This is a genomic window from Priestia sp. FSL W8-0001 (assembly GCF_038050335.1).
In the GTDB taxonomy this organism is placed as follows: Bacteria; Bacillota; Bacilli; order Bacillales; family Bacillaceae_H; genus Priestia; species Priestia flexa.
This window is the reverse complement of sequence record NZ_JBBPAL010000001.1, coordinates 405,346-429,004: the sequence shown is the minus strand read 5'-3', so window position 1 is coordinate 429,004 and position 23,659 is coordinate 405,346. Positions and strand designations below refer to the sequence as shown.

Genomic DNA, 23,659 nt, shown 5'->3' with positions numbered 1-23,659 from the left:
TTTTCAATCTATCGTTAACTATAGCATCATTAAATAAAAAAAAGAAAGCCTGCTTATACCTAGCCTTTCTTTTAATTGAAGAGTCCTCTTAACGTAAATGAATGTTGTCAATTGTTATACTCTTTTTTACATCTCCTAAGTAAAAGACAAGCTGAGCATTTTTATCGTCATGAGGTAGCTGTAAATTTTTAAAAGCGAAGTGATATTTCTGTATTCTGGAAGATACTTTTACTTTCTGCTTCTCATACACGTTTCCATCTTCGTCTGTCAGCGCAACAAACATATCACCTTTTGGTTGAATACTTGCATCAAAGCTTAATTCATACCCTTGTCCTGCATTCAGGAAGATACCTTTTTGAAGTAACTTCAAATCATCTGCATATTTGCTGCTTGTTTTCACATCAATATGAAGCTGGCGTTCATTAGGGTCAACGGTTGCTAAAGCGTTTATTTTTCTCGCTTGTACAACGTGCCAATAGCTCATTCCATCTGCTTCTCCCACGCTAAATGTACCGTTGTATACTCGATTTCCATCACTTAAAGGAACCTTTGAAATATCGTCATTAAACGGAATTCCTTCAACCTCTACAAGCTTTGCGTTTCCAATCCATACAGGCTGGTCGTTTGTTCCAAGATTAAACTCAACGCGCGCTGCATTATCGGATTCTTTTTTCATTTGGAACAAAACTTCATAGCTTTGTACTTGGTTTGTCAGCTGAGCATTTAAAGCTGGTGAATATCCTGCGTATCCAACTGATGCTCCTCCTGTTACTTGTACCTTCATGCTTCTAGCTACTTCCGTTTTAGCATCAAACGTTAGCTTATAAAAGCGGACTTTCGCTAGTGACACAATAGACTGAGGCTGCACCGAGTAAAGCTGACCTCCAGGACGAAGTATATTTACCTTTAAAAAGCGGCTATTGTTTAATTCTTCTACTGATAAAACTGCATCTCCATCCGGCTCTTTATGAAGGGACCAGTTAGCAGTACCTTCAATTCCCATGCCAGGGTCACCTGCTTTTGTTTCTGTAAACTGATTGTTATAAACTAAGTTTCCGTCTGCTTGAGGAAGCTTAGCACCTGACAAATATTCTTCTTTTGGAATGACTGGAGGAGTTGGCTCACGGTACTCTCTGCCCGTTAACTCATAGACTCTTACATAGTCAATTTTCATTTCTTTTGGGAACTGGGTCTCTGCCGTTGGATTCCCATCAAAATTCCCACCAACTGCTAGATTCATAATGAGATGAAATTCTTCGTCAAACGGCGCTGGATAAGCATTGGTATCTGGCTGTCCATCACTTTGACTGTACCAATCGTTTTGCACGCTATAGAGCTCACCGTCCACGTACCATCGGATTTCACCAGGCTCCCATTCAACGGCATATGTGTGGAAATCTTCAATTGTGCTTCCATCTTTAAATGTGTATTCTTCACCGCTATACGTATTGTTTGGCCACTGCTGACCATAGTGAATGGTGCCCGCAATAGTATTTGGCCTGCTACCCCAGCCTTCCATAATATCAATTTCACCCGAAGCTGCCCAGCCTCCGTAACGATTATGCTCCGGAAGCATCCAAACGGCAGGCCAATAGCCTTTACCTGTTGGGGCGCTAGCACGGATTTCAAACTTCCCGTATTTCTTGCTGAACAACCCTTTCGTCTTTACACGAGCAGATGTGTAGTCAAAGCCTTGGTAGCTTTCTTTATGAGCTTGAATGACAAGATTACCACCTTCTTCTCGAACATTTTTTGAACGATTGGTGTAATACTGGAGCTCATTGTTCCCCCACCCAGGTATGCCCACAGAAGCACCGTTTGTTAAATCAAACGTCCATTTCGTAGGATCAATCTTTCCATCGTCAAACTCGTCTCCCCACACTTGAGTCCACATTGGCTTATTTTTTTCTTTTTGCCCTTTAGCTTGTTCTTCCTCTTCGGCATGACCAACCGGGGTAAACAAATAACTAATTAACGCTGCTGATAATATGGAGCCGAAAACCTTTCGTTTTAAAGAAGGACTTTCCATTTATGATTTCCTCTCTTCTATTAAAATATAGTAATCGCTTACATTTTAATTAACATTTCTATTACCTATAAAGTTCTACGTATGTGGTCCCTACTCTCTGGTTAATCTTAGTGATTGAGATAAAATAAGCTTTATATTTTTCTAAAAATTCAAATAAAAAATAGGAATTTAATATAAGTAGTTTGAGAGGATAAAAATGTGGTTCATTTAGATAGATGTAATCTTGCCTTCTATTTTCGTGTGATAGTTAGCTACCACACGAAAATAGAATTAACCGTAAAGAATATATGATCTATTACTATAGGCAAATGCTAACGCATTCTTCTAGTTATACAAATAGACATTTTACAATGGACTGATGCTTTCAATCATTGTTCCTTGCGAGGTTTTTACTCCTGTCAGTAACACTTTTGTACCAGGAGCAAATTTCTCTTTATGATGTGCCAAATAGTCTGATAGCTTGAACGTTGTTGGCTGATTGTTTACGTAAACTTGAACCGTATTCCAATTCACCATTTCAAAATAATCAGCTTCAATAGATACTGTTTGATCGCCCGTATCAGGACTTACAACTTCTACAATATCACGAATTTGATTTTGTCCATTTGGACTTGCTACATAACGAACAACCAGTGCTGTTCCTGCTTCATACTGGCGAATCTCGTTTTGTAAATCGATGTCGCTTTTAACATGAAACGCTTTTATCTGTCCTTGAACGTCAAGTTCAATACAATGAGCATCGACTAAACCAGTTACAACTCCAAGAACTTCTAAAATTTGCTCCTGCCTTACGTTATTTTCAACAGGTATTGACGAATTACTTTGTTCTTGCTGCACAGGCGCCACTTTTTCTTCTTGTAAGGATTCTTGCTCTTCCTGAATTGGAGCACTTTGATCCTCTTCTAAAGCTTCTTCTTCTTTAGACTCCACTTTTTGAACAGGTGCTGGCTCTTTCTCTACTTGTAAAGCGGCTTCCTCTTGAATTGGTGGCTCTTCAACTGGCACTATACTCTCTTCAAATTCTGTTTGTAGCTCTTCTGTTGGTAACTCTTGTATGGGTGTTTGTACGTTCATTTCTTCTTCTACGGGCGAAGGTACAGGCTCTTGTTCCTGATAGCTTAACGGTACTGGTACTACTTTTACTGCAGGCTCCACTGGATCTTGCTTAATTGTGACTTCTTTCACTGTATCTTGTTCTTTTGCACTAGACGCGGCAGTGATTTCTTGTGCTAGCACCTGCTCGTCCGGCTTAGGAGAATGGACTACCCTTTGCTCTAGTGGTTGGTTTGCTTGATTATAAGAAAATGGTATCTCCTTTTCTGGCAGGTTTACTACCTTTTTAGGGTTCATGCTAGGCTTCTGATCTTGAGCACTTTTTTGTACTTGTGCGACTGTTGCCTCTGTCTGTTCGCTGTTTAACGCGTTTGAGACGCTGCATCCAGTAATTGTTGTTACAATGGCTAACCCTGTTCCACCAATTTTGATAAGCTTCTTTCTCTCTTTTGCTTTTTCCTTAGAAAATTTTTCAACTCTTGTAATTCTATCCATTTAATTACAACCTTTCATTAATTTTCTGCTTTTTTAATTTATATTAGATTGAGAATTATGAATAGAGCGAAAGAGAAATACAGTTCTAAGGATTTAATGTTTTTCTAAAGATTAGTTATTAATCCCCAAAAACCGACAAAGTTCTACAAGTATCATTGAACTATAAAAAGGGAATTTATGAGAAACTAAGAACAAACGCGGTTACCCTAGCTGAACTTTCCTCTTACAAGAAAACAAACAAAAAAACTAGAAGCCAATCGCTTCTAGTTCATTTTTGATGATACTTTTCAATTACTTTATGAAGCTCTTCTAAATAAATTCGAGCCATGCGACTAAGCTGAGTTTTATTGTGAACGACCCATCCCACTCTAATAAACTCACCTTCATCAAGCGGCACCGATACAATATTTGAGCCGTTTAAATCTTCACTTAAAATACCCGTTGAAATGGTGTAGCCGTTTAAGCCAATAAGCAAATTAAATAACGTTGCTCGATCACTGACTTGAATGCTTTGTTTACTTGGAATCGTGCTGAAAATTTCTTCAGCATAATAAAACGAGTTAAATTCTCCTTGTTCAAAGCTCAACCGTGGGTATTTTTCTAAATCTTTAAGCGTAACGGATTTCTTTTTAGCAAGCTGATTTTGGGCACTCACAAAGATATGAGGGGTAGCTTGAAACAGTTCATGAAACTCCAACCCTTGTTCTTTCAAAAGCTGCAGCATCACTTTTTCATTAAACGAGCTAACGTATAAAATACCGATTTCGCTTTTTAAACTCTTTACATCTTCAATAATTTCATAGGTTCTCGTTTCTCTCATCGTAAACTGGTATTTTTCTTGCCCGTACTTTTTAATCATATCCACAAACGCATTGACGGCGAACGCATAGTGCTGAGTAGAAATTGAAAGTAGCTGTGGAGAAGGCGCTGCATTTAAATACCGGTGTTCTAACAGCTCTGCTTGTTCAACAACCTGCCTTGCATACCCGAGAAACTCGGCTCCGTCTGAGGAAAGCGCAATACCTGTTGAAGTACGGGTGAAAATCGTAATTCCAATTTCTTTCTCTAACTCTTTCACTGCTTTTGACAAGCTTGGCTGTGAGATGTAAAGCCTGCGCGCTGCTTCATTAATTGATCCACATCTCACAACCTCAATCACGTATTTTAGCTGCTGTAATTTCATAATTAAATGAATGGGACCCCTTTTGATTCGAAATTTTCTGTACAATATTCGTTTGTATTTTAACTTCAAATGGTTAAAAGTTCAAATCATTGTTCGTTTTTTATTTGTTATATCTTTTAGCTATACCAATTAATGCATTTTATCAGTTACACTATACCTCTTTAGTCATGGTAGGATACATACAATAAAACAAATTGTTGGGCTTTCTAAGGGTGTTTAGAAGTAACTTAAAATACAAGAATTTCAGGAGGAATCTCATGCGCGTTGTTCAAACTTCTCAGGTCATTGCTGAAAGTACGTTTAATAAGTTTCATTTGCTCGTGTTTCTATGGTGTTTTTATGCCATTGCGTTTGACGGTTTTGATATTGCACTTTATGGAATAGGTTTACCGCTTATGATGGAGGATTACGGACTAAGCGTCGTGGAAGCAGGAGCAATCGGCAGCTATACGCTTGTTGGTATGATGCTCGGCTCTTTCTTACTCGGTTCTCTTGCAGACGTAATTGGTCGAAAAAAAATTCTAGCGATTTGCATGGCTATATTCAGCATTTTTTCTCTTTTAGCAGGTCTTGCACCAAACCCGCTTACCTTTACCATTATGAGGTTTATCGCAGCGCTAGGAATGGGCGGACTAATGCCCGCTGTCATTGCAGTGATGACCGAATACTCTCCTAAGAAAAATCGCGCTCTCACCGTTGCTACGATGTACTGCGGCTACTCAATTGGAGCAATACTAGCTTCTCTTATAGGGATGTATTTAATGGAAAACTTAGGTTGGCGTTTTTTATATTGGCTAGGAGTTATTCCACTGCTCACCTTGCCTTTATTTTTAAAACAGTTTCCAGAGTCGCTATCGTTTCACATTCTGCGAAACCAAGGTGACAAGATTGCGGATATTCTTAATAAAGTTAATCCGAAAGGAAATTACCAAGCAACCGATGATTTTGAATACGAGATCGTGAAGGAGAAAGCAAAAGGGGTTCCTGTTAAAAAGTTGTTTTCTGACAAGCGAGGTATTAGCACAGTATCCTTTTGGCTTATTGTCTCTAGCTGCCTCCTTATGATTTACGGTTTAAACACATGGCTACCTAAAATTATGCAAGGTGCCGGTTATGGTATTACGTCAAGCCTGTCCTTTAGTCTTGTTTTAGGAGTAGGCCAAATCGGAGGCTCTTTATTAGGCGGATATTTCGTTGATCGCATCGGTCATCGAAAAGTTCTTTTATACATGTTTTTACTAGGTTCACTTTGTTTTATCTCGCTAAGCGTCACAACTCATCAGCTTTTATTATACGTTTTAATTGCGATTAGCGGTGCGTGCACAGCTGGAACTCAAAACTTAGTAAACCCTTATGTTTCAGGGTTCTACCCACCAGAAATTCGCACCACTGGATTAAGTGTAACAGTAGGGATCGGTCGAGTAGGTTCTATTTTGGCTCCTGTGATTATTGGTTTCTTATTAACAACCAACTTAGCTCCTCAGCAAGCATTCATGGCTTTTGCCGTTCCTAGTATCATCGGTTGTATCGCTCTTTTATTTGTTCAAGAGCGCCATGGACATACAGAAGAAAGAACAACAGCACCCGTGCATTTTAAAGCATCAAAGATTTCAAGCTAAATAGCGTATAGTAAGAAGCGAAGGAAAAGCGCGAAGGTTAAGGCTCACGGTACGTCTATTGGAGTGACAGTAGAGATGGTTCCTTATCTTAAACCGATAAAATAAGAAAAAACGAGATCACGTAAAATGATCTCGTTTTTTCTATTTATCTTGTACCTTATCATTATTAAACATTCAGCGTATTTTTTTCAGATTCAATTAATACTTTATTTCGCCCTAAGAAAATTGCGAGAATGACAATAAAAATCCCTGTGCCAATCAAGAGCCATTCCACACTAATCCAGTCTGCGAGAGGTCCAAAAACCAACATTCCCAGCGGCATCATAGACGTAGAAATCATGCCCATCACCCCGAATACGCGTCCTAAATACTCTTCTTCTACCTTTTCCTGCAATAATACGGTAGCTGGCGTATTAAAGATAGGCATAGCCACCCCGAATAGCCCCATAAACCCTAAATACAGCCAAAAAATAGGAACCAAACCAAGAGCTAACATACAAACACCCATAATTACGCTAGCTAATCCTAATGTTTTAATCCGGTTTTGAAAGCCTCCCCAAGCTGCAATGACTCCTCCACCTATCATCATTCCAACTGAAAATGCAATTTCAATTGCCGTCAATCGCCACACGTCATCGCCAAAGCTTCGCGTCACTTGAAGCGGGGTTAAAAATGCAGCTGGCGCCATTAGTACAAAGAAAACGGCAAAAAATAAGAAAAATTGCTTTAAGAAAGCATGATTATTCACGTAGCGAATTCCTTGTTTAAAATCACTGAAATAGCTTACTTCCTGTTTCCCCACAGCTTTTTTATGCACAGAAACTTTCACGAAGGTAAGCAGTGTCACAATGGCAAGTGCTGCTGTAACGACGTCAATGAAAAAAATAATCTCAAGCGACACTGTAGCAAGTAAAGCAGCGCTAACCATCGGCGATATAAACATAATGATTGCCTGGATACTTCCGTTTGCTCCGTTTACTTTTGTCAGCTTATCTTTTGGCACAATTTGTGGCAAGATGGCCCCAACAGCAGGTGTTTGAATCCCTGCTCCAAACGCACGGACTGCTGCCATCACAAAAAGAAGCCAAATGCTATCAAATCCCATTAAAAAGAGAATTGCTAGAACAAGCGTTGCAGTGGCAATTAATCCATCCGCGAGCATAATAAGGACTTTTCGATTGTAGCGATCCGCCCAAACTCCAGCAACGGGCGATAAAATAAAGGTCGGAATAAATCCACAGATAATGTACAACGTCATCATGAAGCCCGATTGCGTGGTTAACGTAATGTGCCACATGATAGCGTATTGCACGAGGGACGATCCAAACAGTGAAATCGTTTGGCTACTGAGAAAAAGAATAATATTCTTTAACCAGTTCTCTTGTAAATGACTTTCTGCACTATTCATATTTAACAGCTCATTTCTATTCAATTTTTATCTCATTTACCTACTAATTCCGTCCATGCACTCCTATTTTGAGACAACAAAAAAGAGAGGAATATTCTCCTCTCTTCTTAAAATAACCGTAAAATATAGGGTTTTCTTAAAAATAGACAGACCAATTCCGTTGCTCTGAGCGCAGGCAGAGCTTCCAAGTATTCAATTAGCGAATGAACATTGGTAAACGTAATCTCATTGATGCTGTCAACAGAAAAACCCCCATTTCTTATTAGATACTATTATCATAGCAAAAAGGCCCTTTTGATACAATTATCTTTTTTCTTGAAATTAACAACTCTCTTCTCCTGCCATTAAAAATTAGTATGCACTAAGTGAGCATTTCATTCATTAAAAAGAGCAAACAGTTACAGTTTAAACTTCTACCGACTAAACAAGAAGGATTGCTTCTAAAAGACGAACACTAGCTGTTCCCATCTCTTTGGTTTGTCTCAACACGTTCGTTCCAGTCACTCGCTTTCCGCGGGGAGGAACCTGAGCTTCCTCGCTGCGCTGCGGGATCTCAGTTTTCCCTCTCTTTCCCGCAGGCGTCGAGTGTCCTACGCTCCATTCCACCCTGTTTCCAACATTGTTTTCACAATCAACCAAAAAACCTGAACGATTAAAAGTTATGAACTCTCAATCGTTCAGGTATAGTAGAGGCTGAACTACTTATGTCTCAGTCTCGCTTTTCATACTATTTTATATACCATTGCTACATTTCACCTAATGAACTTTCTTCAACTCTTGAAACCATCACCTTGTCTACACGAAACTGATCCATATCAACCACTTCCAATAACAAATCCCCTACGCGAACTTCATCTTTTACTTTAGGAATTTCTCCCTTTTGGCTGGTGATAAAACCACCAAGGGTATGAAAATTTTTATTGCTCGTTAGGTTTTCGACGCCTTCAAGGTCGAAATACCTCACAAATGTATCGATTGGAATCAGCCCGTCTGCAAGCCAAGAATTTTCGTTACGCTGGACAATTTGAAGCTCTGTTTCGTGCTCTTCTGGCATCTCACCAATAATATGTTCAAATACATCGTGAAGAGTAACTAATCCTTCCACCCCTCCATATTCATCGATTACAATCGCTTCGTGGTGTGCAGATTTCTTCAACATCTCCATCGCTTGAAAAGCTTTCATTGATTCAGGAAGAATGATTGTTTGACGTATACATTCTGTCAAGTCAAAATGTTCATCAGATACTAGCTTTGCAAACATGTCTTTCGCATGAACAATTCCTTTAAAATTATCAAGCGTTCCCTCTCCTACAGGAAACCTAGAATATGAATTTTCTTTCATTATCTTGATGTTTTCCTCTAATGGATCTTCTAAATCAAGCCATACGAGCTGAGGGCGTGGTGTTAAAATATCGCCTAATCGCTTATCTCCTAAGTAAAAGATTTGTTCCACAAGATCTTGTTCAATGGATTCAACAACTCCGCTATATACGCCTTGTTCAATCAGCTGAGTAATCTCTTCTTCCGTTACATCTGGCTCATCATTTGGCTTTACTCTCAGCACTTTTAATACAAACTCTGTTGATTTACTTAAGATAAAGATAAGAGGTTTACCAATTTTTGAGAAGTAATACATTGGCTTTGCCACAATCGATGCCGTTTTTTCTGGATTGTTTAATCCAATTCGCTTTGGGACCAGTTCCCCAATAATTAACGACAAGTATGTAGATAGACCTACCACAATGATAAAGCTTAACTGATAGCTAAACGCAGACAAAGCATCAATTTGGTCTACATAGCCTGATAGCTGCCGGGCAATTGTGGCTCCTCCAAATGCCCCTGTTATTACACCAATTAACGTAATTCCAATTTGAATGGTTGATAACAGCTGGTTTGGATCCTCAGCAAGCTTTAATGCATATGCAGCTCTGCGGTCACCTTGTTCTTTTAATTTTTCAAGTCGATTCTTTTTAGACGTTACAATTGCAATTTCGGTCATCGCAAAGAGTCCATTTGCGACAATAAGGATTAAAACAATAACGATTGAAATCCAAATACTATTCAAGAGTTTTTCACCGACCTTTAATGTAATAATATACAGTTAACTTACCCGCTTGAACAATAAGTAATACCATTACGTTTATTTGTTATGGTATAGTCAGAAGAGTAACCACTACTCTTCTTCTCACTTTATTTATGTAAAGAGTAACAAAATGCTTTTTATCAATAACGGTGTTAAATTAATTCAAACTCTACTCCTTCTGGATAAAGCGCCACGTATTCATCGCTGTCATCATCTAAATAGGCAATCTTTGCACCTTCAAGTAAGTTGTTCTTTTCAAGATTTTCGATAATAGTTTGAGTGGCTTTCTCGGGGTCAATCACATAGTTTACAATATTCGCTGTGAAACTTCCAATGTCTCCACCATCGCAGAAGCCATTACCTGTCCACCCTAAGCATTCATTCATTAAATCCTCAACGTGATGTCTCTTATCAAGTACTTCTTCCATTTCCCCATCTTCATAGCTATACTGTACAACCAGCTCGATAAGCCCATCTTCATCTATGTAATCATAGCCTTCATCAACTTTTGCTTCTGCGAGAGCTTCCATTAACTTTTCTGCATTGTGAAGTCGCGATAGTTTCTTTTCTTGAGTCTCGCCTGCATCTCCAACTCGTCCATAGTGAATCAATAACGTTTTCTCATCTTCCCAGACTTCCCAATAAAGGAGCTCACCGTTTACTTCTTTCAGCATTTTGATCACACTCATTACCCCCTATGACTTTTGTTAAGTAAATTATACTATGTATTTCGAAAATTTTTTTACTATTTTTTCTGATTACAAACTAAAATAGTCACTGTTACTTTACAAAATATGAGGTTGTTAAGTGACCGTGCTTCACACAAACCGTACATCAATCAGCTCACTTAATTTCATTTTACGTTTGGCTCCTAATGCATCGTCAATAAAAACAAAAAGGGCCCTCAATGAATCGACAAACTGAATGAATCCTGTTTCCGTTATATAATGCCCTTGCTTGTAGTATGTAAGATAAACTTTTCGATTTGCATGTAATGCTTCAATTAAAGTAAAGTTCATGTGCTCTATTTGATCTTCGGCTAAAACTGGCTGTGAAACTTCCAATTGTTTATTAATTATGTTTTGTATACCTATATATTGCTCTGGCATTGTTGCAAATGGTCGCCATTTTTTCATTCCTCTATTTTGCATAAAATCCCCTCTTTCTTATCATGCTTTATGCCCCCCAATGAGGCCATTTCGATAGTGAGCTGTTGAGTGATCGAGATGGCTTGAAGCTCGTAGAATACTGTTCTTTCCGTAGCGTAGCCGAATATCATCAACCGTTTTGGAAAGCGCGTAGGCTCTTTCACGCTGATCACTATCTTCAAATAAGCTCATTTGCTCTTCTCTTTGAATACTGGTTTTTGATAGCGAAATACCAATCGATCGAATAGGCATTCCACTATCAAATGTATGTAAGATTGTTAAACAATATGGAAAGATATCTTGGGTCAAGTTTGACGCCCGCATCATTTTCTTTTGCTTGGAAAATCCTCCTTTTTGCTTACTGTAGCCAATGGATAAATGAACAGTTTGAGCCACCACTTGGTGCATACGCAATCGAAAACAGACGTCATCTAACAGCTCCAATAGCAAAAGTTCCACTTCTTTTCGACTTGTATAGTCTTGAAATAAAATTTGACTCTTTCCAAAAGAACGAGAGCTTGGAACATACACATCAGAAATACGGCTAAAATCAATTCCGTTAGCATGTTGGTGAAGCTCTTCTCCCATAACACCAAACTCTTTTTTCAACATCTCTTTGGAAGAAAGCGCAAGCTCTTTTATAGTCGTAATGCCTAAACGGTGTAATCGTTTTTCCGTAGCCGATGAAATCCCCCAGAAGTTTTTCAATGGATGAATTGACCATAGTTTAATAGGAATGTCCTCATAGCGCCAATAGGCAACGCCCGATGAGCTGTTCTTCGCTTCATGGTCCAAGCTGATTTTAGCTAATAAGAGGTTGGGGCCTATTCCTGCAGTGGCTGTTAACCTCGTCTTTTGGTAGATTTCATCACGTATTCGATGGGCTAATTCTTCAGGAGTTTTGGCAAATAAATGTAGAGAAGCTGTCACATCAATAAACAATTCATCAATGCTGTATGCATGAAAATCTTCAGGCGCTACATACTGTAGTACCAAGCTTGAAATATAGTTAGAAGCCTTGATATAGCGCTTCATAGATGGGTTTACCACATAAACGTCTTTTCTTTTAGGAATGTCAAACAGCCGACTGCCGGTTTTGATTCCTTCTTTCTTTAACAAGGGTGTAGCTGCTAAAACAACCGAGCCAGGCCGCTTCGTGTCTCCCACAACAGCAAGTTTTACTTTCAATGGATTCAATCCCCTAATCACACAAGAAACCGATGCAAAAAATGCCTTCATATCAATACAAATAATGACTCTGTTCGGTAATTGACTATAATCCATAAAAATAACTCCTCAAAAGAAATTAAAGAACATTTGTTCTTATTATATACGAACAAGTGTTCTTTAATCAATAAATTTTTTTGAACTATCTCAAACGGAAATGAAGCTGATTTCAGACTTAACAAAGCCGGATGGCAGAATTAACTCTACTCTTTTTACTATTTTCTATGTATTACCCTTCTTTAAATCCACCACACTTGGGGCAAGTTCAATCTCTTTATACTCCTAGACCTACCCTTTCCTTTCTCCCTATACTTATTAGACACAGAAACATTGCTTTTGGCTTGTTTTTTAAAATAAAAGAGACAAATGATAAAAAACCCTAAATTCTTTCTCTAACTCAAAGAATTTAGGGTTAAATAAATATTGTTTAAACCTTTAATAGACCTCGAAAGCCCCTGGCAGAATAGTAAGAATCCGCTCCGTTATGGTAGACAAAGACTGTGTCATAGCGACGATCACAAAAGATAGCTCCACCACGCTTTCTAATAGGGTCTGGTGTTTGTACCCAACTCGATGTTTTATTATCAAAGCTTCCAAACTCCTGTAGATATCGATATTGTTCTTCCGTTAAAAGGTCAATTCCCATATCCGTAGCCATATCAATAGCCGTATTTTCAGGCTTGTGCTTCTTTCTTGATTCCAGCGCTTCACGATCGTAACAAACGCTTCGACGTCCTTTTGGACTTTCTACTGCGCAATCATAGAACGTGTATACATCCGTTTCTGTATCATAATCAATCACATCTGGCTCGCCGCCAGTTCGCTCCATTTCATGAAGGGACCAGAGCTTTTCAGGATTTGTTTTGAGCTTTGCTTCTACTTTGCTCCATTCAAGCTCTGGATGACGATCTATATTTTTTTCAAAACGTTCTCTCAATACTGTAATAATTTCTTCACTCTGTTCAGGTGACAACTGCTTTTCGTTATTTGTCATATTAAAGCCTCCTTGGCAACTCTCGAAATAGCTTCATAAAAAAATAAAGGTAAAGACGAACATATTTATTATACTAGCTTATTTTCTAACCAGTAAGAAGGTTTCCTTCCCAAATATTATTTTTTCACAAATGCATTTACTGTTTACTTCTTCTCTGCCATGCTACAACTGGAATCAATAACAATGAAAGCATCCCTCCAACTAATGATAACGTGGGAAAGCTTGAACCTGCTACAATCACTCCTGATAAAGCTCCACCTGCAGCTCCTAACATGAACGGACCTGTAAGAGAGATGAAAACCCGATTGACTGGGCAAATTCTCCCGTCACGCCTACTAAGTTAGGACCCGCTACGGCACCGAATGTCGTAAACACCATTGTCGTACTAATCGCTGTGGCTCGCTGCTTGCTGTTGGCTAAGTCTGTGCCCGCATAGCGAGCTTGCAGATTTGTAGCTGTGCCTGCTCCGTATATTAGCAACGAAGCAAATAACAGTACAATACTGTTTAGAATAGCTGCCAATATGACCCCAACTGCACCGATACCACCAAAGAGAAAGCCAGTTGATAGCCCAATACGCCGTCCATATCGTTGTGAAAGTCTGCCCACTAGCAGCGCTGCTCCGGCTGATCCAAAAGTTAATAACGCAGAAGGAACTCCTGCATAAGCTTCTGTTCCTAGCATCTGCTGGGCAATCAGTGCACCAACCGTTACTCCTGCAGCGAGCCCTGCACCGCCAAGTATTTGTGAAATACTAACAATGAATAAAATACGTTTATAGAGCGCTTGTTGCTTTTCTTCCGAAAGCACGTAGCTATGTATTTCTTTTGCAGTGCTTATGTTTGTCATAAACTAACTGAACCACCCCTCAAAAAATATGATTACTTACATAAAAAACAGATAATTACTCTTTCTATGATACTATATCTTTACAAAATAAAAGCAGCTCATTTACTACTAAAAAATAATCAACGGAGGTATTTTAGTGGAATTCTCAAAATCTGAATTAGTTGAAGCAAAACGTCAAATTGATTCAACTTTACATAAGCTCAGAGAAACCGTCAAAACGCTAGAAGCAAAAGAAATTCCCAGCAGGTACAAATCTCAAATCACTTTAGCTAGGCGACGTATAGATGCATTTGAAATTTCTGTATTCCTTATTGCAAGAGAACTAATGGAACTTGATGAGGAAAGTTAAAGAGACAAAAAAACCCAAAAATCGCACATAACCACGCGAGGTTTGGGTCTTTAGTACATTCTTATTTATGCATACTTTTCAACTTCAATGTCGTCACAGACTCAACGTGAGCCGTATGAGGGAACATATCGACTGGCTGTACGTTTTTTACTTTGTAGTACTTTGAAAGAATTTGGACGTCTTTTGCAAGAGTCGATGGGTTACAAGATACGTACACAACTTTCTTCGGCTTCACTTGTAAAATTGCTTTTAAAAGCTTTTCGTCACAGCCCGTACGCGGTGGATCCACAACAATAACATCCGGCTTCCAGCCTTCACTTACCCATTTTGGTAACCATTGTTCAGCTGGCCCTGTTACATATGTTGCATTTTCAAAGCCGTGATCTTTCGCATTTTTACGCGCATCCACAATTGATTCTTCAATGGTATCCATTCCGCGGATTTCTTTGGCGTCATCCGCTAGCCATAAACCAATCGTTCCAACACCACAGTAAGCATCAACGATTTTTTCTTCTCCTGTTAGCGCCGCTGCTTTTTTCACTTCGTCATAAAGCTTAACGGTTTGCTGAGGATTTAATTGGAAGAAAGCGCGAGCTGATAGTTCAAATGAGATATCTCCTAGCGTTTCTTGAATGACTGGCTTGCCTGCTAGCGTAAACGTTTCATCACCAAAGATTAGCGATGTTTTTTGACCGTTTACGTTTTGAACAACAGATTTCACTTCCGGTAGACAACGTTTGATTTCCTCTAGTAGTAAGTCTTTACGCGGAATATCTTTTTGTGCCGTAATTAAAACAAGCTGCACTTCACCTGTTTCAAATCCAACGCGCGTCACAATTGTACGAACAACCCCACCACGCTTTTTCTCGTCGTACACAGGAATTTTTAAATCTTGTAAAATACGCTTCATTTCTTTTGTCACGTGATTTGTCGCGCGATGTTGAATCGGACAGTTTTCAATGTCAATTAAGCGGTGTGAATTGATTCCATATAGGCCGGCAATGACTTTTCGCTTGTCCATTCCAACTTGAAACTGTGACTTGTTTCGGTAACGCCACGGATCTTCCATACCAATTGTTGATTTGATTTTTGACTCAACGTTTTTCAATGAGCTATGACGTTCAAAGGCTTGTGAGACAATGTCACGCTTTGAATCAAGCTGGCCTTCATACGACAAGTGCTGAAGCTGGCAGCCTCCACACTGCTCATAGATGGGACAGGGCGGGTTAACGCGCTGTGGTGATTTTTTACGAATACGCTTAATACGACCTTCCGCAAAGTTACGCTGTACGTTCGTTGCTTCAACAACTACTTCTTCATCTGGCAGCGCACCAGGAACAAAGACAACTTGGCGTTTGAAGTACCCTACTCCTTCACCGTTAATACCAAGACGCTTAATAGTAAGCGGAAAGGTTTGTCCTTTTTGAACCTTCATTTCTTGTTTAGGTTTATTCATTCTAACAACTCCGATTATAGTTTCTGTTTCTATTTATGCACGGTTTTACCTTTTCATAAAACCGATGATGTTTTTCTTAAAAAAGAACCAAGGCATATTATAACACTTTCACGACAAAAAAACCGACAAGGATTCTTGTCGATTTTAAGGAGTTCGTTGCTCTGTCATATCGGTAGGCTTTTTTTTCTCAATTGGGGCTACTTTTTCACGCTCAAATACGAGGTCATCAATGCTTTTGAACGTATATCCTTCTTTTTGAAGATCACGAATTGCTTTATCAAGCGCTTCGGCGTTATCTTTTGAAACAGTATGAAGAAGTAAAATCGCACCGGGGTGGATTTGAGCCATAATGTTGTCATAGGAATAACGCCAGCCTTTTTGTGCATCCGTCATCCAATCCACAAATGCCAGTGACCAAAAAACGTTAATATAGCCTTCCTCTTTTGATAAAGCCAGCGTTCGTTCACTAAAGACGCCGCGGGGTGAGCGAATGTATTGCATATCATCTCGTCCGGTAATATCTTTGTATTTATCTTCTACTTTTTGTAACTCTTCTTTAAAACGCTTGTCGTTTACTTGAGTTAAGTCCGGGTGGTGCCAAGAGTGATTTCCAACAATATGGCCTTCTCGTACCATTCGTTTAATCAGCTTTGGTTGGTCTTTTAGATAATGCCCTGTCACAAAGAACGTTGCCGGTACTTTACGCTTTTTCAACACGTCAAGAACGTCTGCCGTGTAGCCATTTTCATAGCCATTGTCAAACGTAAGATAAATTTCTTTTTTCTTCGTATCGCCAAGGTAAAAAGCTTCATATTTCTTTAAAAGCTTTTCATGGGAAGCTCCTGCATCAGCCGGCTTGTGGTTTTTACTTTTTTGAAATCCCCAGCTAATCGGTTTATTTGAATAGGTTTGTGCTGAAACTGGGATCGTTACGCCTACTAAAACAACGAGGAAAAGGATGAATCTACGCATAACGTGCTCCTTTCCAAAGGTCAGTTTATGCTTAGTATCCATCCTTTTCGTTTACGTATGCTCGCTACTTTTTGCCAGTTATTTAAAAACAGGCTCTTTAAATTGCTCAAGTTTTTCAAGCGATGATTTATCAACATCGGCATGTAAGCTATTGCCGTGAGAATCCATCGTTACAACTGCTGTGAATCCTTCAACTTTTAAATGCCACATTGCTTCTGGAATACCAAACTGCATTAAATCCACGCCTTCAACGCTCTTAATGCAATCTGCGTAGTACTGCGCTGCGCCGCCGATTGCGTTTAAATATACGCCTCCGTGCTCTTGTAGAGCCGCTAGGGTTTTGGGTCCCATTCCACCTTTACCGATGACAGCACGAATACCAAATTTCTTCATAATATCACCTTGGTAAGGCTCTTCACGAATACTTGTGGTTGGACCTGCCGCTGCTACCTTCCAGTTGCCCGCATCGTCTTTTAACATAACTGGACCACAGTGGTAAATGATTTGGCCGTCTAAGTCAACTGGCGCATCGTTCGTTGTTAAGTGTTTGTGGATTGCGTCACGGCCCGTATACATCATGCCGTTAATCGTTACCACATCACCTACTTTTAACTCACGAATTTGCTCTTCTGTAATTGGTGCTTGCAGAACAACTTCGCGCGTTTTATTCGCTACTTTATCTTCTGCTTGCTCCGCTTGTTCAGAGAAGTCAATTTCTTCACCTTCTTGGTATAGCCATTCTGTTACGTCACCTGTCGCTGCATTAATCTTAATGCCAAGACGACGGTATGCCCAACAGTTGTACGCAACCGATACGAAGAAGCTTGCTGGGATACGGTTAATAACGCCAACTTTACAGCCAAGAAGCGTTGTTTCACCGCCAAATCCCATTGTACCAATGCCAAGCTTATTGGCATTTTCCATCACATACTCCTCAAGCTCTTTTAGCTGCTCGTTTGAGTTTTCATCGTCTAAGCTTCTGAAAAGCTGCTCTTTTGCTAGCTCATAGCCTGTTGTACGGTCGCCACCGATTCCCACTCCGATGACGCCGGCGCTACAGCCTTGGCCTTGCGCCTGATACACAGAATGCATCACGCATTTACGAATGCCGTCTAAATCACGACCCGCACGGCCCAGTCCTTCAAGCTCACATGGTAAACTGTACTGAATGTTTTTGTTCTCACAGCCGCCGCCTTTTAAAATGAGACGCGCGTCAATATAATCATTTTCCCACTGTTCAAACTTAATAACCGGCGTTCCTGCACCTAGGTTATCACCGCTGTTCGCTCCTGTTAACGAGTCAACGGAGTTTGGACGAAGCTTTCCATCTTTTGTTGCTTCTTCAATTGCCCAATAAATCGCTTTTTTGATTTCAATTTGGTTCACACCAACTGGAGTTTTAATTTTAAATGTCGGCATCCCCGTATCCTGACAGATTGGTGAGATGTTTTCATCCGCCATTTTAATGTTGTTTGTGATTGTTGCAAGTGACATCGCTGCACGCGTGCCCGCATTTTCTTTTGCTTTTGCCGCTGCAATAGCACGTCGCACATCCTTCGGTAGTTTCGTGGATGTTTCAACAATTAGATTGTACATACTCTTTTTTAAAGCTTCAATCATTGTAGATCTCCTCCCGTGTCCCCTAAATAAATGTAAGCGTTTTTTATTTTCAGAAGAGCCGGCCGTTTCCGTTCTTCATTTCACTTTTATTATACTCTCTTGTCTTATAATCTGAAAGGTTTTCCTTGGAATTAGCTGGCTACCAGTTCTTCTGTTTTCTTAGCGTTGTAATGTGTGCAATATGATGTTTTCCATGCCATGCATAGGTTCTAATTACTTCTGCAATGGTCATTGTACCGTTATCAGGATGTTGAATCGTTAATACTCCAATTGGATATTGGTTAAACATACGTTTCTCCCCCCTGACCATTAATCAAAATATGTAGGTACATTCGCTTCTTTAACACAGTCAAACATCTGCTTAATTTGGCTTTCTGTATTACGTTCTACGGATAATGGGGGCAGCTCGTCCTCAGCAAAAAAGCCAACATCACTCGTTTCCATTCCTGACTCGCCACTTCCCCCAGTAATTTCACATTGAATAAATAGCTTATAAACGTGATAAGGTGACGGTGGATGAGGATGACATTTTTTATCTAAAACAGCAAGTAACTTGATGGGCTGAACGTTATATCCTGCTTCTTCTCTCACTTCTTTTACAGCCACTTCTTTAGCCGTTAGACCAATATCAGCCCAGCCGCCAGGAAGTGCCCAGTGGCCATCTAGCTTCTCTTTTACCATAAGAATCTTATTGCCTTTAAAAATGACTGCTCGTACATCCACTTTGGGCGTGGCGTACCCCGTTTCATTCGCAAATAATTCTTTTACTACTTTCTGAGGTGTCCCCGTTTGTTTAGCCATCATTTCTATACTGAGATCTCGAATCATTTCAAAACGCTCAATATCGTACATGTCTTTTGAATAAGTTAATCCTGCCTGTGCAATCGCTTGAAGCTCTTTTGCCCAGTCTAACCACTTTATTTCCATGATTCATCCCCCCCACTTTTTAGCATATCGAATTGATAACGAAACATAAAGATTTTCAATCCATAAAAAAAACGAAAGGACTCTTTAGCCCTTTCGCTTATCTTATTTATTATCGTCGCTCTTTTTAAACTGCTCACACTTTAATTCAAGGTCATCAATCATTGTGATTAACCGATCGATATCTTCAAGCTCCGTTGTTTCAGGTTCAATTGAGTCAAGCACCTGCATAAACATATTTAAACGTTCTTTTAGATAGCGAACTTGTGATTCTGAATCATGTACTGCATTTCCCATCCTTGTCTACACCTTCTCATGATAAATTTAAATGCGCTTTTCTACTTTAATAAAAGAAATAATTTCTTTTATCGTAACGAATGCTTTTGCATTTGACAACTAAAAGCATTTTGATAATAGTTGCTAACTTTTATAAACGATTTTAATGTCAAATGGTTGCTCTCCGCCATTATCTGTTGTTTCTTTCCAATAATAAATTTTTTTAATGATTTCGTGTAAAATTTTATTAGATTTACCAGGGTTAGAGATAGTATCCATAGAAAGTAAAGTTTCTATGTTAGTTTTAACTTTGTTGCATCTCTCTACCTCTAACTTACTCTCTATGGCCTCTATTTGTTTTAATTCATCCATTATTTCAAGTTGGATTTTTTTTATATTTTTTATCTCTTCAGTAGCTTCTTCTGCTTCATAAACACCTATCCTAAACCCTTCCTGCACATTTTTCTTTTGTTTATTTAACTCATCATACTGAAGAGTTAGCTTACTTTGCTTAAATGCTATCTTTTCAAAAAACGCCTCATCTCTATTTATTATGCTCTCAGTGTACTTATTAAGTTCTATTAAATATCTTTTGAGCTCTTTAAACACTTTTTTCTGTACTCGTAAAGCTCTAACCCCATTATTTTTACACCTTGGCAAACCGGATAGTTTATGTTCCAACTTGGCTTTTTGACCTTTTGAAGCATAACAATTAAGAATATAAAGTTCTCGCCCTGATTTGTCTAATGTATTTTTATACTCCCTTTTACTATACTTCATACAAAAAGACAGTGTTTGCTGACAGCAAGAGCACTCTAACAACTTTGATAATGTATATATACCTCTTTGGGATTTTTGAGGTACTTTTCTTTTTTCTAGCCTAATACTTTGAGCTTGTTGAAATACTTCCATACTTACTAAAGCAGGATGAGCACCTTCTACAGTGATTGCACTTTCCTCTTGTAATTTATAACTTACCACTCCTATATATGCCACATTAGAAAGAATGAGCGAAGTAGATCGCGGTGTAAAAACTTTTCCTGCTCTTGTTTTCTTACCTTTAATCGTTAATATCTGACAAATTTCCGCTTGATTTAATTTTCTATTTACATACATATCAAAAATATCTTTAACGGTTTGAGATTCTTTTGGATGAGGCAATAGATGTTTATATTCATCTTTCATATAACCATACGGAGCTATACCAAAATAAACTCCTTTTTTTATAGCATGGATTCTTCCTCTAAGCAGTTTTCTTTTAGTAATTTCTATAAAATGATTATCTATTTCTGTCTGTGTATTTGACTCATTAACATCATCAGCGTTAATAAAATTATAAATTTTATCTAGTGTGTAGAGCAATAATCCTTCAGATTTAGCAAACTCCACAAAAGTTTCAAAGTCTTTCTTATTTCTTGTCAGCCTATCCTGATCTGTAACAAGTACACCATCATAGACATTTTTCTTTAAATTTACAAACATTCGCTTTAATTCAGGTCTATCCCAATCCTCTCCACTCCACTCCTCGGAGAATATTTCATAATCCATATTATTAATTTTTGCGTAATCCGTAAGCAGTTCAACTTGTCTTGCAATCTCAAGAGAGTCATCATTTTTTAATCGTGATTTTCTGACATAAATAGCTACTAACGTTCTTTTCTTTATAGCCATTATGCTATATCTCCTTTCCTCAAGGGATTACAGTTAAATTGGTTATATTTGTAAATTTAATTATATCAAGTTTTATAAAAGATGCAAGATTTATTACATTCCATATCTCAAGGTATTTTACATTGACATACATGATATTTAGTACTCATAATATATATGGACTAATAAGATAGGAGTAATTTAAATGAATGAGCCAGTTACAACAAAATATACAAGCACCCCTGCAAATGACCCTTGGGAAGCTTACTTAGACATAAAAAAATACCAAAAGCCCACTCTTTCTAGTATAGAATTTACTACCACTTATCTATGTAATATGAGATGTAGACATTGTGCTGTTGGACACACTCTTACACATAAAGATCCTAATGGCCTTCCAATAGACTTATTACTGCAAAGATTAGACGAACTCCCTACCCTTAGAACGATAAGCATTACAGGCGGAGAACCAATGATGTCTCTAAAATCCGTAGAGAATTACGTGTTACCTCTATTGAAGTATGCTCATGATAAAGGAATATACACTCAAATAAACTCTAATCTTACATTAGATCTTGAGAGATACAAGATCATAGCACCTTATTTAGATGTGTTACATATTTCTCATAACTGGGTAACAGAAGATGAGTTTATAGATACAGGCTTTGCTATGATGAAAAGAAAACCAACTAGAGAACAGAGAAAAGCACTATTTGATAAAATAATCACAAACTCCAGAGCCCTAACAGATATGGGAGTTTTGGTATCTGCTGAAACAATGATAAATAATAGAACGGCTCCTCACCTCGAAAAAATCCATAAGCAAGTTGTGGAAGAGATGGGCTGCCAACGACACGAAATTCATCCTATGTATAATAGTGGATATGTTAAAGTAGCCGATTTTGATTACTTAAATGATAAAAGTAAACGTAGTGAATCGAGTGCACTTGAAACGTTGTCTTTACAAGATATGAGAAACGCTATTCATCACCTGCTTGATATCCGCGACGAAAACGTTTGGATGCTTTTTGGTACGCTGCCGTTCTATGCGTGTAACGATAACGAAGAAGATCAAGCGTTGTTAAAGCGTTTATACAGCAGCAAAAACGTAACGGTTCGCAACGATCCAGACGGCCGTTCTCGCTTAAACGTGAACATTTTTGATGGCGATATTATCGTTACGGACTTTGGCGATACGCCTCCACTTGGCAACATTCAAGATACAAAGCTGCAGGATGCGTTTGACACATGGCAGCAGTCATCGATTTCAAAAGAACTTAGCTGTCACTGCTCAGCTGTTTCCTGTCTTGGACCAAATATTCTGGTGAAAAACAGCTACTATAAAGACACGGACTTTTCAACACGCAAAGCGTTTCTTACAAAATAAGTAAAACCTCTCCTGTTAACGGGAGAGGTTTTGTTTATTAACGCGGCTGATCATACGCACCAAAACTCAATGATACATAATCCTGTACCGGAATCCATGCGCCGATACCTTGTGACGTCACGTTTTTCACAACAATCATGCGCTTGCTACCTTTCATGGTTAGATATACTTCACCGTACGTTACTTTTCCTTTTTCATGTACAGCCGGCGTGTATGCGTATAAGTAGCCGACTTTCTTCGGTGCGATGTTATACACCTGATCTTTTTTCGTTCCTGCTCCAATCATCGTTTGGAACGATAACGTTAGATTTGTTTTCTTTGAAGCTGTTAAAAGCATCATTTGCTTTACGTGGTCCGCTTCGTTAATACGAGACGTTAAGCCACCTTTTACAATGCTTTGGGATTCTTGGTTATAGTGCATTTGCTGCTGGGACTTCCCTGAACGATTATCATAATGATTTGTGTTTACCTTTTGATACTGCCAGTTCACGCTTGTTGCTTCGGATTCATAGTTAAGCGGCCATTGACCGAGATAAATCGTTGCTCGAAAACCAATTGCCCACGGTGTCTTTGAAATGGATGTTTCATTTAAAATACGAATTAAGTCCGGATTTTGAATTGGCACATTGGACGTTTCAAGCAATTCTTGAGACAGTTCACTTGGCTGTAAATAAGGCGTATCTTGACTCGTATTTGGATTTGTATTCTCCTTTGCAATATGAAGCGTAGAACTAGGAATTTGCACAGTTGTGCTTGGCGTTTTCGTCTCCTTGTTTTTCGCTTCTGTTGTATGCAAACCTGAAAATGACAAGAAAATAGCGAACGTTACGATAGTTAATTGACGTAGCATATAAGAGCTCCTTTCAACCTCATAAATAGATGTATGCATAGTTTTTTCAAAGGAATAGCTCTTTATCCTGTTTTAGCCAAAGGGAAT

At 38.8% G+C, this 23,659-nt stretch carries 20 protein-coding genes and 1 pseudogene; 3 read left to right on the top strand and 18 right to left on the bottom strand.

The window, feature by feature from the left end:
- Positions 1 to 88: 88 nt before the first annotated feature.
- The 3 genes from MKZ18_RS02235 to MKZ18_RS02225 form a co-directional block, all read right to left on the bottom strand.
- Positions 89 to 2,029, bottom strand: a complete 1,941-nt coding sequence (locus MKZ18_RS02235; protein WP_340842952.1) for a glycoside hydrolase family 16 protein — start codon at positions 2,027 to 2,029, stop codon at positions 89 to 91.
- A 345-nt stretch (positions 2,030 to 2,374) separates the two neighbouring features.
- The gene (locus MKZ18_RS02230; protein ID WP_025908682.1) at positions 2,375 to 3,577 is read right to left on the bottom strand and encodes a hypothetical protein; all 1,203 of its coding nucleotides are present in this window, start codon (positions 3,575 to 3,577) and stop codon (positions 2,375 to 2,377) included.
- Positions 3,578 to 3,845: 268 nt separating this feature from the next.
- The gene (locus tag MKZ18_RS02225) at positions 3,846 to 4,760 is read right to left on the bottom strand and encodes a LysR family transcriptional regulator (protein ID WP_025908681.1); all 915 of its coding nucleotides are present in this window, start codon (positions 4,758 to 4,760) and stop codon (positions 3,846 to 3,848) included.
- Between the two features lie 257 nt (positions 4,761 to 5,017).
- Between MKZ18_RS02225 and MKZ18_RS02220 the strand changes: the two genes are divergently transcribed.
- Positions 5,018 to 6,379: an MFS transporter gene (locus MKZ18_RS02220; RefSeq protein ID WP_025908680.1), complete on the top strand. Its 1,362-nt coding sequence runs from the start codon at positions 5,018 to 5,020 to the stop codon at positions 6,377 to 6,379.
- A 166-nt stretch (positions 6,380 to 6,545) separates the two neighbouring features.
- On the opposite strand, the gene MKZ18_RS02215 is transcribed toward MKZ18_RS02220, so the two are convergent.
- From MKZ18_RS02215 to MKZ18_RS02185, 7 genes and pseudogenes are all read right to left on the bottom strand, one after another.
- Positions 6,546 to 7,787: an MFS transporter gene (locus tag MKZ18_RS02215; protein ID WP_340842953.1), complete on the bottom strand. Its 1,242-nt coding sequence runs from the start codon at positions 7,785 to 7,787 to the stop codon at positions 6,546 to 6,548.
- A 745-nt stretch (positions 7,788 to 8,532) separates the two neighbouring features.
- A complete protein-coding gene (locus MKZ18_RS02210) occupies positions 8,533 to 9,852 on the bottom strand; it encodes a hemolysin family protein (RefSeq protein ID WP_078990387.1) in 1,320 nt (439 codons plus the stop codon).
- Between the two features lie 170 nt (positions 9,853 to 10,022).
- Positions 10,023 to 10,559 (bottom strand): WGR domain-containing protein, encoded by a 537-nt coding sequence (locus MKZ18_RS02205; protein ID WP_340842954.1) that lies wholly within the window; start codon positions 10,557 to 10,559, stop codon positions 10,023 to 10,025.
- A 129-nt stretch (positions 10,560 to 10,688) separates the two neighbouring features.
- Positions 10,689 to 11,021 (bottom strand): YolD-like family protein, encoded by a 333-nt coding sequence (locus MKZ18_RS02200; protein ID WP_078990389.1) that lies wholly within the window; start codon positions 11,019 to 11,021, stop codon positions 10,689 to 10,691.
- An 18-nt stretch (positions 11,022 to 11,039) separates the two neighbouring features.
- The gene (locus MKZ18_RS02195) at positions 11,040 to 12,302 is read right to left on the bottom strand and encodes a Y-family DNA polymerase (protein WP_318757144.1); all 1,263 of its coding nucleotides are present in this window, start codon (positions 12,300 to 12,302) and stop codon (positions 11,040 to 11,042) included.
- 370 nt (positions 12,303 to 12,672) lie between these two features.
- Positions 12,673 to 13,239: a DUF4256 domain-containing protein gene (locus MKZ18_RS02190; protein ID WP_222482978.1), complete on the bottom strand. Its 567-nt coding sequence runs from the start codon at positions 13,237 to 13,239 to the stop codon at positions 12,673 to 12,675.
- 232 nt (positions 13,240 to 13,471) lie between these two features.
- A pseudogene (locus tag MKZ18_RS02185) lies at positions 13,472 to 14,088 on the bottom strand (MFS transporter); the annotation flags it as partial.
- A gap of 136 nt (positions 14,089 to 14,224) precedes the next feature.
- Here MKZ18_RS02185 and MKZ18_RS02180 point away from each other — a divergent pair.
- Entirely contained in the window at positions 14,225 to 14,437 is a 213-nt protein-coding gene (locus tag MKZ18_RS02180; protein WP_061785529.1) for a hypothetical protein, read from the top strand.
- A 61-nt stretch (positions 14,438 to 14,498) separates the two neighbouring features.
- Here MKZ18_RS02180 and rlmD read toward each other — a convergent pair whose 3' ends face one another.
- The 7 genes from rlmD to MKZ18_RS02145 all read right to left on the bottom strand — a co-directional run bounded on the left by rlmD (position 14,499) and on the right by MKZ18_RS02145 (position 21,356).
- Positions 14,499 to 15,893 (bottom strand): 23S rRNA (uracil(1939)-C(5))-methyltransferase RlmD, encoded by a 1,395-nt coding sequence (gene rlmD / locus MKZ18_RS02175; RefSeq protein ID WP_061785528.1) that lies wholly within the window; start codon positions 15,891 to 15,893, stop codon positions 14,499 to 14,501.
- A gap of 144 nt (positions 15,894 to 16,037) precedes the next feature.
- Complete coding sequence (gene pdaA / locus MKZ18_RS02170) at positions 16,038 to 16,865, bottom strand: delta-lactam-biosynthetic de-N-acetylase (RefSeq protein ID WP_025908672.1); 828 nt, start codon at positions 16,863 to 16,865, stop codon at positions 16,038 to 16,040.
- 78 nt (positions 16,866 to 16,943) lie between these two features.
- Entirely contained in the window at positions 16,944 to 18,485 is a 1,542-nt protein-coding gene (locus MKZ18_RS02165; RefSeq protein WP_144594241.1) for a fumarate hydratase, read from the bottom strand.
- A 139-nt stretch (positions 18,486 to 18,624) separates the two neighbouring features.
- Entirely contained in the window at positions 18,625 to 18,774 is a 150-nt protein-coding gene (locus tag MKZ18_RS02160) for a hypothetical protein (RefSeq protein ID WP_174521186.1), read from the bottom strand.
- A 20-nt stretch (positions 18,775 to 18,794) separates the two neighbouring features.
- Positions 18,795 to 19,412 (bottom strand): NUDIX hydrolase, encoded by a 618-nt coding sequence (locus tag MKZ18_RS02155; RefSeq protein WP_025908670.1) that lies wholly within the window; start codon positions 19,410 to 19,412, stop codon positions 18,795 to 18,797.
- Between the two features lie 102 nt (positions 19,413 to 19,514).
- Positions 19,515 to 19,706, bottom strand: coding sequence for an SE1561 family protein (locus MKZ18_RS02150; RefSeq protein ID WP_025908669.1), 192 nt, complete (start codon positions 19,704 to 19,706; stop codon positions 19,515 to 19,517).
- A gap of 123 nt (positions 19,707 to 19,829) precedes the next feature.
- A complete protein-coding gene (locus tag MKZ18_RS02145) occupies positions 19,830 to 21,356 on the bottom strand; it encodes a recombinase family protein (RefSeq protein ID WP_061785526.1) in 1,527 nt (508 codons plus the stop codon).
- Positions 21,357 to 21,540: 184 nt separating this feature from the next.
- On the opposite strand from MKZ18_RS02145, the gene yfkAB reads away from it, so the two are divergent.
- A complete protein-coding gene (gene yfkAB, locus MKZ18_RS02140) occupies positions 21,541 to 22,722 on the top strand; it encodes a radical SAM/CxCxxxxC motif protein YfkAB (protein ID WP_076512864.1) in 1,182 nt (393 codons plus the stop codon).
- Between the two features lie 37 nt (positions 22,723 to 22,759).
- Here the strand turns inward: yfkAB and MKZ18_RS02135 are convergent, their stop codons facing one another.
- Entirely contained in the window at positions 22,760 to 23,572 is an 813-nt protein-coding gene (locus MKZ18_RS02135) for a YfkD famly protein (RefSeq protein WP_076512863.1), read from the bottom strand.
- Between the last annotated feature and the right edge of the window lie 87 nt (positions 23,573 to 23,659).

What these genes read in the sequence shown, in the direction of transcription:
- MKZ18_RS02235 (WP_340842952.1), bottom strand. Translation starts at nt 2,029, where the DNA reads ATGGAAAGTCCTTCTTTAAAACGAAAGGTTTTCGGCTCCATATTATCA.
- MKZ18_RS02230 (WP_025908682.1), bottom strand. Translation starts at nt 3,577, where the DNA reads ATGGATAGAATTACAAGAGTTGAAAAATTTTCTAAGGAAAAAGCAAAA.
- MKZ18_RS02225 (WP_025908681.1), bottom strand. Translation starts at nt 4,760, where the DNA reads ATGAAATTACAGCAGCTAAAATACGTGATTGAGGTTGTGAGATGTGGA.
- MKZ18_RS02220 (WP_025908680.1), top strand. Translation starts at nt 5,018, where the DNA reads ATGCGCGTTGTTCAAACTTCTCAGGTCATTGCTGAAAGTACGTTTAAT.
- MKZ18_RS02215 (WP_340842953.1), bottom strand. Translation starts at nt 7,787, where the DNA reads ATGAATAGTGCAGAAAGTCATTTACAAGAGAACTGGTTAAAGAATATT.
- MKZ18_RS02205 (WP_340842954.1), bottom strand. Translation starts at nt 10,559, where the DNA reads ATGAGTGTGATCAAAATGCTGAAAGAAGTAAACGGTGAGCTCCTTTAT.
- MKZ18_RS02200 (WP_078990389.1), bottom strand. Translation starts at nt 11,021, where the DNA reads ATGCAAAATAGAGGAATGAAAAAATGGCGACCATTTGCAACAATGCCA.
- MKZ18_RS02195 (WP_318757144.1), bottom strand. Translation starts at nt 12,302, where the DNA reads ATGGATTATAGTCAATTACCGAACAGAGTCATTATTTGTATTGATATG.
- MKZ18_RS02190 (WP_222482978.1), bottom strand. Translation starts at nt 13,239, where the DNA reads ATGACAAATAACGAAAAGCAGTTGTCACCTGAACAGAGTGAAGAAATT.
- rlmD (WP_061785528.1), bottom strand. Translation starts at nt 15,893, where the DNA reads ATGAATAAACCTAAACAAGAAATGAAGGTTCAAAAAGGACAAACCTTT.
- pdaA (WP_025908672.1), bottom strand. Translation starts at nt 16,865, where the DNA reads ATGCGTAGATTCATCCTTTTCCTCGTTGTTTTAGTAGGCGTAACGATC.
- MKZ18_RS02165 (WP_144594241.1), bottom strand. Translation starts at nt 18,485, where the DNA reads ATGATTGAAGCTTTAAAAAAGAGTATGTACAATCTAATTGTTGAAACA.
- MKZ18_RS02160 (WP_174521186.1), bottom strand. Translation starts at nt 18,774, where the DNA reads ATGTTTAACCAATATCCAATTGGAGTATTAACGATTCAACATCCTGAT.
- MKZ18_RS02155 (WP_025908670.1), bottom strand. Translation starts at nt 19,412, where the DNA reads ATGGAAATAAAGTGGTTAGACTGGGCAAAAGAGCTTCAAGCGATTGCA.
- MKZ18_RS02150 (WP_025908669.1), bottom strand. Translation starts at nt 19,706, where the DNA reads ATGGGAAATGCAGTACATGATTCAGAATCACAAGTTCGCTATCTAAAA.
- MKZ18_RS02145 (WP_061785526.1), bottom strand. Translation starts at nt 21,356, where the DNA reads ATGGCTATAAAGAAAAGAACGTTAGTAGCTATTTATGTCAGAAAATCA.
- yfkAB (WP_076512864.1), top strand. Translation starts at nt 21,541, where the DNA reads ATGAATGAGCCAGTTACAACAAAATATACAAGCACCCCTGCAAATGAC.
- MKZ18_RS02135 (WP_076512863.1), bottom strand. Translation starts at nt 23,572, where the DNA reads ATGCTACGTCAATTAACTATCGTAACGTTCGCTATTTTCTTGTCATTT.